The organism is Nocardioides dilutus (assembly GCF_054779555.1).
Window position 1 is genome coordinate 214749 of the sequence record NZ_BAAGYA010000004.1, and the last position, 14592, is coordinate 229340.

The 14592-nt window shown below is 71.9% G+C and carries 11 protein-coding genes; 3 read left to right on the forward strand and 8 right to left on the reverse strand.

All coding sequences use genetic code 11. The features are described from left to right. Positions 1–199 precede the first annotated feature (199 nt). A complete protein-coding gene (locus tag ACYVC6_RS22300) occupies positions 200–1570 on the forward strand; it encodes a rhamnan synthesis F family protein (protein WP_460716758.1) in 1371 nt (456 codons plus the stop codon). Here ACYVC6_RS22300 and ACYVC6_RS22305 read toward each other — a convergent pair. The 3 genes from ACYVC6_RS22305 to ACYVC6_RS22315 are packed head-to-tail and all read right to left on the reverse strand — an operon-like array spanning position 1567 to position 5226. Beyond that, complete coding sequence (locus ACYVC6_RS22305; protein WP_460716759.1) at positions 1567–3903, reverse strand: glycosyltransferase; 2337 nt, start codon at positions 3901–3903, stop codon at positions 1567–1569. The two genes, ACYVC6_RS22300 and ACYVC6_RS22305, sit on opposite strands and share 4 nt — an antisense overlap. Before the next feature lie 8 nt (positions 3904–3911). Then, on the reverse strand, positions 3912–5036 hold the full coding sequence (ftsY, locus tag ACYVC6_RS22310; protein ID WP_460716760.1) for a signal recognition particle-docking protein FtsY: 1125 nt from the start codon (positions 5034–5036) through the stop codon (positions 3912–3914). 31 nt (positions 5037–5067) lie between these two features. Further along, entirely contained in the window at positions 5068–5226 is a 159-nt protein-coding gene (locus ACYVC6_RS22315; RefSeq protein WP_460716762.1) for a hypothetical protein, read from the reverse strand. 61 nt (positions 5227–5287) lie between these two features. On the opposite strand from ACYVC6_RS22315, the gene ACYVC6_RS22320 reads away from it, so the two are divergent. Together ACYVC6_RS22320 and ACYVC6_RS22325 are read left to right on the forward strand one after the other, a co-directional pair. Next, positions 5288–5959, forward strand: a complete 672-nt coding sequence (locus tag ACYVC6_RS22320) for a sulfotransferase (protein WP_460716763.1) — start codon at positions 5288–5290, stop codon at positions 5957–5959. Between the two features lie 57 nt (positions 5960–6016). Continuing rightward, positions 6017–7657 carry an ArnT family glycosyltransferase gene (locus ACYVC6_RS22325; RefSeq protein WP_460716764.1) on the forward strand — a complete coding sequence of 547 codons (1641 nt, stop codon included), beginning with the start codon at positions 6017–6019 and terminating at the stop codon, positions 7655–7657. Here the strand turns inward: ACYVC6_RS22325 and ACYVC6_RS22330 are convergent. From ACYVC6_RS22330 to mutM, 5 genes are all read right to left on the reverse strand, one after another. Next, positions 7641–8096, reverse strand: coding sequence for an acyl-CoA thioesterase (locus tag ACYVC6_RS22330; protein ID WP_460716765.1), 456 nt, complete (start codon positions 8094–8096; stop codon positions 7641–7643). The two genes, ACYVC6_RS22325 and ACYVC6_RS22330, sit on opposite strands and share 17 nt — an antisense overlap. A 2-nt stretch (positions 8097–8098) precedes the next feature. Next, the gene (smc, locus tag ACYVC6_RS22335; RefSeq protein WP_460716766.1) at positions 8099–11659 is read right to left on the reverse strand and encodes a chromosome segregation protein SMC; all 3561 of its coding nucleotides are present in this window, start codon (positions 11657–11659) and stop codon (positions 8099–8101) included. Positions 11660–11952: 293 nt separating this feature from the next. Then, a complete protein-coding gene (locus ACYVC6_RS22340) occupies positions 11953–13188 on the reverse strand; it encodes an MFS transporter (RefSeq protein ID WP_460716767.1) in 1236 nt (411 codons plus the stop codon). A gap of 46 nt (positions 13189–13234) precedes the next feature. Then, positions 13235–13429 (reverse strand): hypothetical protein, encoded by a 195-nt coding sequence (locus ACYVC6_RS22345; protein ID WP_460716768.1) that lies wholly within the window; start codon positions 13427–13429, stop codon positions 13235–13237. Positions 13430–13663: 234 nt separating this feature from the next. Continuing rightward, the gene (gene mutM / locus ACYVC6_RS22350; protein WP_460716769.1) at positions 13664–14578 is read right to left on the reverse strand and encodes a bifunctional DNA-formamidopyrimidine glycosylase/DNA-(apurinic or apyrimidinic site) lyase; all 915 of its coding nucleotides are present in this window, start codon (positions 14576–14578) and stop codon (positions 13664–13666) included. Positions 14579–14592 lie beyond the last annotated feature (14 nt).

A 14592-nucleotide genomic window follows, 5' to 3' on the forward strand; every position in this document is an offset into this window, starting at 1 on the left:
AGGACGGGGCTCTCGGGTGCGACGCCGCTGTCGCGCGCCCCTCCTCTTGCCGAGAACCTTCGGTGCGCCACGTTTCACCCCAACGGGTCGGATGTTGCGGACAGGAAACGACATCCGCCTCCGTGTTACTTCGGTGTTACGTCGGGCGCACCGCTCGACCCCGTGAGGGCGGACCCCGAGGGTCGGCGATGATGCCGCCATGACCGACGAGCGCTACCGGGCCGCCTGGGCCCAGCTGGTCACGGCATGGTCCGCTGCCGAGGGTCCGCACGCGGAGGCGCTGCTCCGCCGCGCGCTCGACGCAGGCCTGGACGCGGTGGCCGCCCCCCTGCCGCCGGCCCAGGACGTGGCTGTGGGCCAGGGACGCCGCTGCGAGGTCGCCCTGGTCCGGCTGTCGGGGGCGGTCGACGAGTCGGGCTACCTCGAGCACAACCCGCCGCAGGCCGAGCGCGGCGCCGAACCTGTCGACCACTTCTGCCGGCGCGGCTGGCGCCGGCTGCGCAACCCCTCGCTCGCCTTCGACGTGTGGTGGTACGTCGCGGAGTACCTCGACCCCGCCGACGACTCCGAGACCGCGGTCAACCCGCTGGTCCACTACCTGGTGGACGGCCGGTTCCGGGGGCTCCTCCCCCTCCCCGAGCCGAGCCCCCGCCCGGAGCACACCCTGACGGGCCCGCCGCGCCGCGTGTGCCTGTTCGCAACCTACGACCCCGACGGGCTGGTGGACGACTACGTCGTCGACTACGTGCGGGAGCTCAGCCGGTTCGCCGACGTCTACGTGCTGGCGGACTGCGACATGCGGCCCGGACAGCTCGAGCGCCTGGACGGCCTCGTTAAGGGTGCGTGGGCGCGGCGGCACGGCGCGCACGACTTCGGGTCGTGGAGTCTGCTCGCCCGCGAGCTCGTGGGGTGGTCGGCCCTGGACCGGTACGACGAGGTGCTGCTGGCCAACGACAGCTGCTGGCTGCTCCGGCCGCTCGACGACGTCTTCGCCCGGATGGACCAGCGGGCCTGCGACTTCTGGGCGCTGCAGGTGACCGCGCGGTTGTTCGAGCCCGAGTCCGACGAGCCGCAGTCGCTGCCGCTCGAGGAGGTCAAGCGCGACTGGATCCCACGGGCGGTGTTCAGATCGCGCGAGTCGGCCCATCTCGGCTCCTACTTCCTCGCGCTGCGCCGGCCGGTGCTCGACGACCCGGGGTTCCGCCGCCGCCTCGACTCAGTGGTCCCACAGCTCGACCACGACCTGCTCGTGCAGAAGTACGAGTACGGCACCACCCGATACCTGGTGGGCCAGGGCTTCGACTTCTCGACGTGGCTGCCCGACCTGCGCCCCAACCACCCGCTCTACGGACCCGGCGCCTTCGACCTGCTGGCCGAGGGGTTCCCGCTCTTCAAGCGGCGGTTCCTGGTCGCCAACCCCTACTTCACCCCGGAGCTCGCCCGTTGGCGGGAGCGGATCCTGGCCGCTGTGCCGGACGCGCCCGTCGACATGTTCGAGCGCAACCTGCGCCGCGTTGCCGACCCCGACGCGCTGGCCCGCAGCTTCGCGGCCGGCCGGGACACGTCCTAGCGGAGACCGCGGTCGCGCCGCGCCTCGTGGGCCAGCTCGACCAGCCGCTCGGCGCGGGCTGCGAAGGAATGCTCGCGCCGCACCCGATCCGCAGTACGCCGCCGGGCCTCGCTGTCGCCGAACACCGCGTCCGGGTCGGCCAGGGTGGCGAGCCGCCGGAGGTCGTCGACGTTGCGATAGACCTGCACCGCGTCCCCGAAGAGGTCGGCGGTCCCCGCGACCTCGTCGCTGACCACCCGCGCTCCGCTGGCGACCGCGTCGAACAGCCGGTTGGAGAGGAATCCCTCCTCCCGCATGTCGTCCCAGTGGTCGTTGAGCACGACCCCGGCTGCCGCGTACGCCGCCGACAGCTCGCGGTTGGGGATCGACCGGGCCACCACGACCCCGTCGGGCACGAGCCCACCCCACAGGTCCCCGTAGACCGCCACCGGCAGACCGGCTGCGAGGGCGTCGCGCACCACCGGGCGCAGCTCGCGGCGCGAGTTGCCGACGAAGAGGACGTCATGGCCGGTGTCCGCGATCCCGTCGTGCGGGTGGAAGAGGTCGGGGTCGGTGGCCTGGAGCAGCGGCTCCACGGGGACGCCCCACTCCCGGCTCACCCGGTCCGCCCAGGAGATGCTCGCTGCCACGACCCGGTCGTAGCCGCGCAGCTCGTCGGGCGTCACGTCGTCCGGATGTGACAGCACCCAGGCCAGCGTGACCTGGGCGGGGTGCGGCAGGTGCCGGTGCAGACCACGGAGCACCAGGGCGACGTCGTCGTCGGCACCGGTGGTGCGGTCCCACTCGGGGCGGCGGTCCACCACGACGTCCTGGCCCTGGGCGCGCAGCGCGGCCGCGAGCGACGACGCGAAGTGCGTGTCTCCCCACCGCTCGCCACCCTCACCTGCGGGCGCCGGGTTCTTGATCGCCCAGCGCAGGCGGCCGGGCCGCTCGTCGAAGGAGAGCCGCTGTTCGCGCACCAGGACCGGATGCGGAACGGCGAGCTCCGGAGGCTGGTTCTTGCGCGGGGCGACGCGGTGGTCGACGACGGTGAGACCACGCCCACCCCACAGCTCGGCGTCGTCACGAGGCTCGACGGCGCGGGACCAGCGAGCGAGGTAGAGCTCACGGTTGGCCAGGTGCTTCAGGTAGCGGCCGGGGCTGCGTGACTCGTGGTGCACGACCGGGGCTGCGGTGACGACGCGGAAGTGCCCGGGACGCATCGCCTCGAGCCGCCGGCACAGGTCGACGTCCTCCATGCCGTTGGTGAAGACCGGGTCGAAGCCGCGGAGTGCGACGACGTCGTCCGCGCGCAGCGCGAGGGCGGCTCCCGTGAGCGCGTGGAAGGGCTGGTCGTCGAGGCCGACCGCGTCCTCGACGGGGAACCCCTGCAGCAGCATGTGCGGCAGCCCACCCGTCGAAGGGAACGCGACGCCCGCCGACTGGATCTCGCCCGTCGGGTAGACGAGCAACGGCTGGGCACCGAGGACCTCCGGGTCCTCGAGGGCGGCGCGCAGTGGCGGGATCCAACCCGGCGGGACCGTCGTGTCGTTGTTCAGGAAGACCACGACGTCCCCCGTGCACTCCGCGAAGGCGAGGTTGTTGCCCAGCGCGAAGCCGTAGTTCTCGGGTGCGTGCACGACGCGCACCCGGTCGGAGCGCAGCCGGTCCAGCGCCGAGGCGATCCCGGGCGCGGACCCGTTGTCGAGGACCAGCACCTCGATCTCACCATCCGCGGCGAGCAGCGACCGCACGCAGGTGGTCGTCAGCTCGGCATCCTCGTACGTCGGGATGATCACCGAGGTCAGGCCGGGCACGCGAGGTTGCTCCCCGAGTCCGACCCAGTCGACCAGGTGGCGGTTGAGCACGGCGTGCCGGAAGTTGCCCGGTCGCTGCAGACCGGCTCTGCGTCGGTCCGGGAAGGACCGCCGCACACCGGTCCGGCCGACCTGCTCGACGGCGGCGACCTGGTTGCGCAGGAAGAAGTCAAGGGGCCAGGCCGGTCCGGCCTCGGGGTCGATGCCGCCCCCGTCGACGAGCACCTCGCGGCGGAACAGCAGACGGGCCGCCTCGGTCGGACGGGGCTGGGCGTAGACCTCCGTGTCGCCGTTGCCCCGGACGCCCTCCATCCGGTCCGCCACGACCGGCGCCCCGACGGCGACCAGGCGCGCCAGCCGATCAGGCACCCAGGTGTCGCCCGCGTCCAGGAACGCGACGTACTCCCCCGACGCCTCGGCGAGACCGCCGACCGCCTCCCAGGTGGGGTGCGTCTGCGCCTCGAGGCTCGCCACCGTCCGGGCGCGGACCTCCGGGTCCTGGCCGGCGTCGAGGACGACCGAGACGAGGACGGCCAACTCGGACCTCAGCCCAGCATCGCGTCGACGAACGCGGCCGGGTCGAACGGCGCCAGGTCGTCGGCGCCCTCGCCGAGGCCGACCAGCTTGACGGGGACGCCGAGCTCGCGCTGGACGGCGACGACGATGCCGCCCTTGGCCGAGCCGTCGAGCTTGGTGAGCACGATGCCGGTGACGTCGACGACCTCGGAGAAGACCCGGGCCTGGACCAGGCCGTTCTGCCCGGTCGTCGCGTCGAGCACGAGCAGGACCTCCGTGACCGGCGCCTGCTTCTCGATGACGCGCTTGACCTTGCCGAGCTCGTCCATCAGTCCGGCCTTGTTCTGCAGCCGCCCGGCGGTGTCCACCACGACCGTGTCGGCCCCGTGCTCGACACCGTGCCTGACCGCCTCGAAGGCGACGCTGGCCGGGTCGGTGCCCTCGGGGCCACGCACGACCTCGACACCGACCCGCTCGCCCCAAGTGGCTAGCTGGTCCACGGCGGCGGCGCGGAACGTGTCGGCAGCGCCCAGCACGACCTTGCGGTCCTCGGCCACCAGGATGCGGGCGATCTTGCCGACGGTGGTGGTCTTGCCGGATCCGTTGACGCCGACTACCAGCACCACGCCGGGGTTGCCGTCGGCGCCGGTGACGTGCAGCCGGCGGTCCATGGCCGGGTCGACCAGCGTGACGAGCTCCTCGCGGAGCACGCTCTTGGCGTCCGGGGCCTCGCCGCCCTCGACCCGGAGCCGGGTGCGTAGCCGGTCGACCAGCTCATGCGTCGGCCCGACGCCGACGTCGGCGGTGAGCAGGACGTCCTCGATCGACTCCCAGGTGTCCTCGTCCAGCTTGTCCCGGCTGAGCAGCGCGAGCAGGCCGCGGCCCAGCGCCCCCTGGGAGCCGGCGAGACGCTGGCGGAGCCGCTGCAGCCGGGTCGCGGTGGCCTCGGGTCGCTCGATGGTCGCCGGCGGGCTGCTGAGCTCGACGGGTGGCATGTCCTCGCCCGCCTCGACCGGCGGTGCCACGAGCACGTCGGTGTGGGTGTCCGGGAGGGGCTTGGGCTTCCGTCGCCCGGACACGACGAGTCCGGTCACGGTCGCGACCAGGACCACCGCCACCGCGGCGATGACCAGGATCAGGACGGTCAGGGACATGACGCCCATCCAAACAGAAGCGGGCTCCCGGTCAGGGATCCAAGAGGTCGCCCAGGCGGGTCTCGCCGGGCTCCGGCGCCTGCCCCGGGCGGTTCTCGGTCCAGTCGTCCTTCTCCTGCGAGGAGAACACCGAGAGGACCACGACCGCGACCAGCACGCTCAGCGCCATCACCAGCACGACCGCCGTCATGGTGTATCAACGACCTGGCGGCCGCGCAGTTAGGGGCCGTGAGGGGTCGTAGGGTGGCCGCATGTTCGAGCGGCGCGGTCGGCAGCGCCGCCACGACCTCTCCTACGTCTTCGTGGTGACCTACGGCCGCTCCGGGTCGACCCTGCTGGCGGGGATCCTCAACTCGATCCCCGGCTACCTGATCCGGGGCGAGAACCGCGACGCCCTGCACCACCTGTTCCTGTTCCACCAGACCCTCGCGACTGAGCGTGAGCGGGTCGGGCCGGACCACGGCCGGCAGCGGACGCACCCGTTCTACGGGATCGGCGACGTCCCGTTGGACAGGTCACTGGCCGGGATTCGTGAACTGGTGCTCGACACCGTCCTGCGTCCCAAGAAGGACACCCGTGTCACTGGCTTCAAGGAGATCCGCTGGTACCACCCGGACCTGCCGGACTACGTCGCGTGGCTGCGTGAGGTCTTCCCCGGCGCGAAGTTCCTGGTCAACACCCGCGACCACGCCGCCGTCCTGCGCTCGGGCTGGTGGGCCGAGGGCGACCACGCCGAGGGCCTGGCCGCCGCCGAGGCCGGGATCCTGGCGTTGGCCGACTCGCTCGGCGAGGCGGCCTACCGGGTGCACTACGACGACTACGTCGCCGACCCGGCCGTCCTGCGCGGGATGTTCGACTGGCTGGGCGAGCCGTTCGACGAGGAGGCGGTGCGGGCGGTCATGGTGCGCAAGCACTCGGTCTGACCAGCCGCTTCGGCCATGCGCGCACGATCGCCGAGCGATGCGTCCTACCCTGCTCGGGTGACCGGGGAGACTGCCACCCGGAGCGACCGGCGCCCAGAGGTGCGCGACGGCGTGATCCGGGTCTCCATCGTCCTGCTCGCCGCCGCGGTCCGTGTCGTCGGAGCGAACTTCGGGTTCCCGCTGCTGTTGCACCCAGACGAGTTCGCCGTCGTCGCGGCGGTCGTCGACATGGCTGAGCGCAACTCGTTCGAACCGCCTTGGAGTTACCGCCCCGACCACGTCGAGATGAAGGTCAACTACGGCGTCTTCGCACTGTACGCACACGGGGTCGTTGGGACGTCGATCGAACGAGCGTTCGCCCAGAGCCAGCTTCCGTTCTACAACCTCGCGAGGCTGACGACCGCGGTGTTCGGGATCTTGACCGTGGTGCTGGCGTACCTGGTGGGCAGACGGTGGTCACCTCGAACGGGCCTGATCGCCGCCGCCCTGTTCGCGCTCTTCCCCCCTTTCGTTCTGCACGCCCATTACGCCACCCCGGACGTGCCGCTGACGTTCGCGGTGATGATGCTCGTGTATGCGTTGGTGCGCTACACGGAGACCACGTCGTGGGCACCGCTTCTCGCGGCCAGCTTCGCAGTCGCCCTGGCGATCGGCACCAAGTACCCAGGAGCCGTCGGGGCCCTGATGCTCGCGGCGGTCGTGGCTGCGGCTGCCCTTCGCGACCGGGACTGGCGGCGATTCCTGAGTCACGGTGCCGCGTCGCTCGCCGCGACCGCGGGTCTCCTCTTCCTCATCTCCCCCACCCTCTTCACCGACGCCACGGGGGTCCGCGCCGAGATCCGGAGGCAGGCCACCGGAGACCGGCTCGGCCACCCGGATCACGGGCTGGGCGGCAACATGTGGTTCTACGTGGCCGAGTTCCTCGAACCCGGCGGACTCGTGCTCGGCGCCCTTGTCCTGGTTGGCGTGTGCGTGGTGGTGGCCCGCCGGCGACTGCAGACGCTGCCGTGGTTCGTCGGCATGCTCTTCTGGGTGTCCTTGAGCACGCTGCCCATGACGTGGGAACGGTGGGGCCTCCCGATGTGGGTCACCCCTCTGCTGCTCGCCGCCGTCGGCATCGACTATCTGGTCGAGCGGGCCGGGAGTCTGGCAGCGCGGGCAACACTCGGTGTAGCCCTGGTGGTCGTGACCACACAGCTCACCCTCGTCAGCGTGACTTCGCTCGCCGGGCTGCTGGCCCGGGACACCAGACTCGAGTCGAGGGAGTGGGTGCTGGAGCAGGGCATCAGCGAAGAGGAGACCACGTACGAGGGCTACACCCCCTTCCTGCCTGGCTCCTACGCCCTCTTGACCGACCACGTCGAGGCCGAGGGAGACCGGTTCCTCTTCATGACCCGCGACGGTGACGCCGCGGAGTTCGTGGTGCTCAGCGACCTGATGTACGGCCGTGTCCTCGAGGACCCCGACTACGCGCAGGAGCAGGCGATCTACCGCTACATCTTCGACAACTTCGAGGAGATCGGCTCGTTCACCGGGCACGCCCAGAAGATGTCGTGGCTGGAGCCGGTCAGTGCTGTTCGCCAGGTGCGGAGCCTCGGCCACTACACCGGCGGTGGCCTGGGTGGACCCACAATCCGGGTGTTCCGCATCCCCGATGAGCTCCGGGGCAGCGGTGCCGCGATCAGTCCTGGTCGGTAGCAGGTCCGAGCAGCGAGCTGATCACCGCGCGGATCTCGTCCGGGACCGGAGTGACAGGGCGAGCCGGGTCGGTGTTGTCGACGTAGACGTGCACGAACCGCCCCTCGGCCTTGGCCAGGGGGTCGTCGCCTTGGAACAGGCCAACCCGGTAGACGACCGAGGAGGTCCCGAGCCGCTCGACCACCACGCCGACGTCGACCGGCGCCGGGTAGCCGACCTCCGCGAAGTAGCGACAGCCAACCTCGGCCACGACGCCGATGGCGGGCAGCTCGCGGATGTCGACCCCGGTCGCGTGCACGAGGTGGTTGTTGACGACCGTGTCGATGATCTCGAAGTAGCGGGCGTTGTTCATGTGCCCGTAGACGTCGATGTCGGCCCAGCGGGTCGTCTGCTGCTCCCAGTAGACGTACTCGTCGCGCGCTGGTCGCTGCGCCGCCATGGCTAGGCGGAGGCGGCTTCGCGCAGCCGCTGGCTGATCACGGTGGTGACCCCGTCGCCGCGCATGGTGACGCCGTAGAGGGCGTCGCCGACCTCCATGGTGCGTTTCTGGTGGGTGATCACCAGGAGCTGGGAGTTCTCGCGCAGCTCCTCGTAGATCTCGAGCAGCCGGCCCAGGTTGGTGTCGTCGAGCGCCGCCTCGACCTCGTCGAGGATGTAGAACGGCGACGGCCGCGCCTTGAACAGCGCGACGAGGAAGGCCACCGCCACGAGCGAACGCTCGCCACCGGAGAGCAGCGAGAGCCGCTTGACCTTCTTGCCGGGCGGGCGGGCCTCGACCTCGATGCCGGTGTTGAGCATGTCGTCGGGGTCGGTGAGGACGAGACGGCCCTCGCCGCCGGGGAAGAGTCGCGCGAACGTCGACTCGAACGCCGTCTCCACGTCGGCGTAGGCCTCGGCAAAGACCTGCTGCACGCGGGCGTCGACCTCGCGGACGATGTCGAGCAGGTCGTGGCGGGTCTTCTTGAGGTCCTCGAGCTGCTCGGTGAGGAAGCGGTGGCGCTCCTCCAGGGCCGAGAACTCCTCGAGTGCGAGGGGGTTGACCGTGCCGAGCATGGCGAGCTCGCGCTCGGCGGTGCGCAGCCGCTTGGCCTGCTCCTCGCGGACGAACGGCGTCGGCTCGGGCAGCTCCTCGCCCTCCTCGACGTGACCGGTGAAGGGGATGAGCTGGTCGGGGCCGTAGTCACTCACCAGGCCGTCGGCGTCGAGGCCGAGCTCCTCGAGCGCGCGCTCCTCGAGCTGCTCGATGCGCATCTTCTGCTGGGTGCGCGCCATCTCGTCACGGTGCACCGAGCTGACCAGCTCGTCGTGCTCGCGGGTCAGCTCACGCAGCGTCGCGCGGACGGCAAGCAGCTCCTGCTCGCGTCCCTGCCGGGCCTGCTCGACCGCGGCCCGCGCCTGCGCGGCCTGCTCCAGCGAGGTCTCCAGACGGGCCAGGACGACCCGGGCACCGACCAGGACCGCCTCGGCCGCGCGGCCCTCGCGGGCGACCCGCTCGCGGCGCTCGATCTCGCGGGCCCGGGTCTCGCGTTCGGCCTGGGCCGCGCGCAGCAGCTGGTCGGCGCGGCCGTGGAGCGCACGAGCGCGCTCCTCGGAGGTGCGCAGCGCGAGCCGCGCGTCGGTCTCGTTGGCGCGTGCCTGCCGGGCCAGCTCGACCAGCTGCTCGCGGGCGTCGAGCTCGGGCTCGGCGGCGGGGTCCGCCTCGGCGCGGGCCAGGCGTCCCTCGAGCTCGGTGAGGCCGGCCTGGTCCTGCTCGCGCGCCGCCTCGGCCTCCTCGATGGCCCGGGTCAGCCGGTCGGCCTCGGCTCGTGCGTTGCGCACCACGGACCCGAACTGGCCGAGCTCCTCGGCCACGGCGGCCAGGGTCGCGTCGGACTCGTGCAGCTTGGCGAGGGCGACGTCGACGCGCTGCTGGGCGTCGTGCCGCTCGTTCTCGAGCCGCGAGATGTCGAAGGCGAGCCGCTCGGAGGCGGCCACGGCCTCAGCGAGCTGGGCGCCCGCCTCGTCGACCGCGGCCTGGATCTCCAGCAGGCTCGGCTGGCTCGCGGAGCCGCCGGCCGCCAGGTGGGCGCCGAGCACGTCGCCGTCCAGGGTGACGGCGGTGAGCTCGGGATGCTGGGCGACCAGCCGGCGGGCAGCGGTGAGGTCGCCGACCACGGCGACGCGCTCGAGGAGATGGGCGAGCGCGGGGCGCACCGCGTCGGGACAGTCGACGGCGTCGACGGCGTAGGACGCCTCGGCGGGCAGCGTCGGCCAGGTGGCGGGTGCGGTCGCGGACCGGGATCCGCCGGCCACGACCAGGCCCGCGCGGCCCAGGTCACCGGCCTTGAGGTGGTCGATGGCGTCGACCGCGGCAGCGGCACCGTCGACCACGACGGCGTCCGCGGCGGCCCCGAGCGCGCTGGCGACGGCGGTCTCGTAACCTCCGCGGATCGTGAGGAGTGCGGCGACGGACCCCAGCAGACCTGACACCTGCTCGGACGCCGCGAGCAGCGCGCCGGCGCCGTCCTTGCGGGCCAGGCCGAGCTCGAGGGCGTCCTTGCGGGCGGTGAGCGTGGACCGGTCGCGGTCGGCACGCAACGCCTCGTCGCGGACCTTCGCCAGCCGGTCCTCGAGGTCGCTGAGGACCGCGGCGGCCGCCTCGTGCTCGGCGTCGAGCCCCTCCTCGCCGGCGTCCAGGCCGGCGACCCGGGTCTCCAGCGACGTGAAGTCGTGCTGGGCGCGCGCGGCCCGGGCCAGCGCCTCCTCGCGGGCCTGCTCGAGCCGGCCGATCTCGTCGGAGGCCGCGGCGGCCCGCGAGCGAGCGGCGTTGACCTGGCCGTGCAGGCGAGCGAGGCCCTCGCGCCGGTCGGCGGCGGCGCGCTCCAGGCCCGCGACCCGGCGTTCCTCCTCGGCGGCGGCGCTCTCGGCCTGGTGGCGCGCCGCGATGGCCTCGTCGAGCGCGGCTCGGTGGGCGCCGACCTCGTCGACGATCCGCGCCTCCTGCTCGCGCAGGTCGGCGGCCTCGACCTCGAGCTGCTCTGGGTCGCGCCCGGGAGACGACGTCGTCTCCACGGTCGCGTGCGCGTTGCGGACCCGCTCGGTGGCGAGCGACTGGGTGCCGCGCACCCGCTCCTTGAGGCCGGCCAGCGCGAACCACGTCTCCTGGGCCTTGGCGAGCGCCGGGAGGTCCTCGCGCAGCGCCGCCTCGAGCCGGGCCTCCTCGTCGCGGGCGGCGGCGCTCTGCGCCTCCACCTCGTGCTGGCGGGCCAGCAGCTGGGTCTCGTCGGCGAGCTCCTGGTCGAGCGCGGCGCGGGCGGTGACCAGGTCGTCGGCGATGATCCGGGCGCGGGCGTCGCGGACGGTGGCCTGGACGCCGGCCGCTCGGCGGGCGACCTCGGCCTGGCGCCCCAGCGGCTTGAGCTGGCGGCGGATCTCACCCAGCAGGTCGGTGAGCCGGGTCAGGTTGCCCTCGCAGGCGTCGAGCTTGCGGAGCGCCTTCTCCTTGCGCTTGCGGTGCTTGAGGACGCCGGCGGCCTCCTCGATGAACCCCCGCCGGTCCTCGGGAGTCGCGTGCAGGATCGAGTCGAGCTGCCCCTGCCCGACGATCACATGCATCTCGCGGCCGATGCCCGAGTCGGACAGCAGCTCCTGGACGTCGAGAAGCCGGCAGGTCGTGCCGTTGATGGCGTACTCCGAGCCGCCGCTGCGGAACATGGTCCGGCTGATCGTGACCTCGGCGTAGTCGATCGGCAGCGCGCCGTCGGAGTTGTCGATCGTCAGGATCACCTCGGCGCGGCCGAGCGGGGGCCGCCCGGAGGTCCCGGCGAAGATGACGTCCTCCATCTTGCCGCCGCGCAGCGACTTCGCCCCCTGCTCGCCCATGACCCAAGCCAGCGCGTCGACCACGTTGGACTTGCCGGAGCCGTTGGGCCCGACGATGCAGGTGATGCCCGGCTCGAGCTGCAGCGTCGTCGAGGAGGCGAAGGACTTGAACCCCTTGAGGGTCAGGCTCTTCAGGTACAACGGGGCTCCCTCGGACGGTCGGCAAGAAGACTTCGCTGCGGCGGGGGAAGCCAGCAGACCAAACCCTATCCGGGGCACCCCCCTATCCCCTGCATCCAGGGCGTCTGTGGACGGGCGTGTCAGGGCCGAGCAAGTACAGGCGTGCGAGCGAGCGAAGCGAGGCGAGCGTTGCGAGCGGAGCGAGCGCGCCCCGCGATCGGCCCGGCGGCCACGACGGACGGCGAAGCCCGCGAAGCGGAGCGAGCGTCCGTCTTGGGTCCGGGCCGAAGCTCGCGGGGGTATTCAGCCGAAACTCACGAGGGTATTGGGTCGTGGGCCACGTGCCGGAGTTGGCCCCAGATCACGCACACGAAGACCGCCGAGCCGACGAAGGCGAACCAGAACGGTGCGGTCACGCCCCAGCGCTGAGCCAAGGCACCACCGATCCCGGCGCCGACGACCAGCCCCCCGAAGATCCCGATCAGGTTGACGCTCCCGACCCGGCCCTGGAGCTCGTTCGGCACGGCTCGCTGCCGGATGGTGATCGCGGTCGTGCCCCAGATGAAGGCGTGCGCACCGAAGACGAAGAACACCGGCATAGCGACGTAGGGACTGGTGGTGAGGGCCAGCACCAGGTGGGTGAGGGTCTCGATGACTAGTCCGATCCGCATCAGGTCACCGAGGCTCACGTGCTGGGTGATCCAGGCGTACGACAGGGTCCCGAGCAGCCCGCCGACGGCGCTCACCGTGGTGACCAGCCCGAACCCGACCTCTCCGAGCCCGAGCCTCTGCGTCGCGTAGAGGACCAGGACCGACCAGGCGGCGCCGAAGGTCACGTTGAACATCAGGATCGTCAGGATCAGCGTGCGAACGGCGGCGTGGTGCCACGCCCACCGGATCCCCTCGACGATGTCCTGTCGGATGCGGGTCGGCGCCGCCTCGGCGTCGCGTCCGTGCGGAGGCAGCACGATCCGGGTCAGCAGCGCCACCGACAGCAGCAGGATCAGCGCCTGGCCGGCGAAGGGCCACGCCATGCCGGCCGCGAACATCGCTGCCCCGAGCGGCGGTCCGACGAGCTGGTTGATCGTGATGAACCCGACCTGGAGGCGGGAGTTGGCGAGCGCCAGGTCGTCACGGTGCACCAGCATCGGCAGGAACGTGCTCATCGTGTTGTCCGCGAAGAGCTCGGCGGTGCCGAGCACGAACATCGCCGCCAGGACCAGCCAGATCGAGACGGTGTCGGTCAGGACGCTCAGGGCGAGCAGGGTCAGCACGAGCGAGCGGATCACGTCGACGGTGATGACGATCAGCTTGCGGTCGACCCGGTCGGCCAGCGCGCCGGCGAACAGCCCGAACGCGAACGGCGGCAGCCAGTAGAGCAGTGCCGCCAGCGCGACGAGGAACTCCTGGTGGGTCTGGGAAGCCACGAGCAGCGGGCCGGCGGCGAGCGCGATGCCGTCGCCGAGGTTGCTCATCCAGCCCGAGGCCAGCAGCCAGCGGAAACCGGTGCCGAGGCGCGCCGGGGCGACCCTCTCCAGCACCGACGTCACGAGGGGACGCTACGCACCCGTCGTACGACGGGTGAAGCGATTTAGGTCAGACGGGCTGCAGCTCGTTGTCGCGGGAGAACAGCTCGGCGGCCTGGGCGGCGACGAGCCGGTCGTTCTCCTCGCTGAGTCGGAGGACCAGCTCCTCCAGCTCGCCCACACGCGCGCGCAGCCGAGAGTTCTCGGCCGCCAGGCGAGGGTCACGCAGGTCGCTGTTCATGTAGCCGATCAGCGCCTTGGCCATAGATGAACCTTCCGATGTCACTGGATGTAACGCGGGGACAGCCCGGCCTCTGCAGAACGAGGAGGGGCCGTCTTCAAGAGTCCCACTTGCGGGGGCTCGGGTCAATCCAGGGGACGTACGGCGAGCGCAGCGAGCCGACGGCCCCGGCGGAGGTTGAGGAGGTCGCGCAGCGACCGTCTCGAAACCACGCAAGCCGTTGCTGGAACAGATCCACAGCGGGTCACCCTGGGTGCCTCAGCTGCGGAGGTCTCGAGACGGGCGCAGAAAGCCCTCCTCGACCACCGTCGCACCTGCTCGCTTCGCTCGCGGTGCTCGCTGGCACACCGGGCAGAAGTACGACGAGCGGTTCATGAACGCGACCCGGCGCATCGGGGTGCCACAGCGGTCGCACGGCTCGCCCTCCCGGCCGTAGGCGTGCAGGGACCGGTCGAAGTAGCCGGACTCGCCGTTGACGTTGACGTAGAGCGCGTCGAAGGAGGTGCCACCCTCCCCCAGGGCCGCGACCATGACGTCGCGCGCGTGTCCGAGCAGGTCTGTCACCTGGGCTCGGGTCAGCCGGTCGCCGGGCCGTTCGCCGTGCAGGCGCGCCCGCCACAGGGCCTCGTCGGCATAGATGTTGCCCACACCGGAGACGAGGGTCTGGTCGAGCAGCTGCCGCTTGATGCCCGAGGCCCGACGGCGCACCTTCGTCACGAAGGCGTCGTCGTCGAACTGGGGGTCGAGGGGGTCACGGGCGATGTGGGCTATCTCGGGCGGCAGGTCGGCCCCGCCGGCCGAGACCAGCAGACCGCCGAACATCCGCTGGTCCACGAACCGCAGCTCGCGTCCCGCGGCGGCGCCGGACAGGGCGAGCCGCACCCTCAGGTGCCTCTCGTCCGGGCTGTCGGGCGGCTGGACCAGCATCTGACCGGACATGCCGAGGTGAGCGAGCAGCGCGTCGCCACTGTCCAGAGGCAGCCAGAGGTACTTGCCACGCCGGTGTGCCGCCTCGATCCGGCGACCGGTGAGCGCGGCCGAGAACCCGGCGGGACCGCGCGGGTCGCGGCGCACCGGCCGGGGGTGCAGGACGTCCACGCCCGTGATCGTGGAGCCGATGACATGCCGCTCGAGGCCGGCGCGGACGACCTCGACCTCGGGAAGCTCGGGCACGGCGGGCCTAGTGG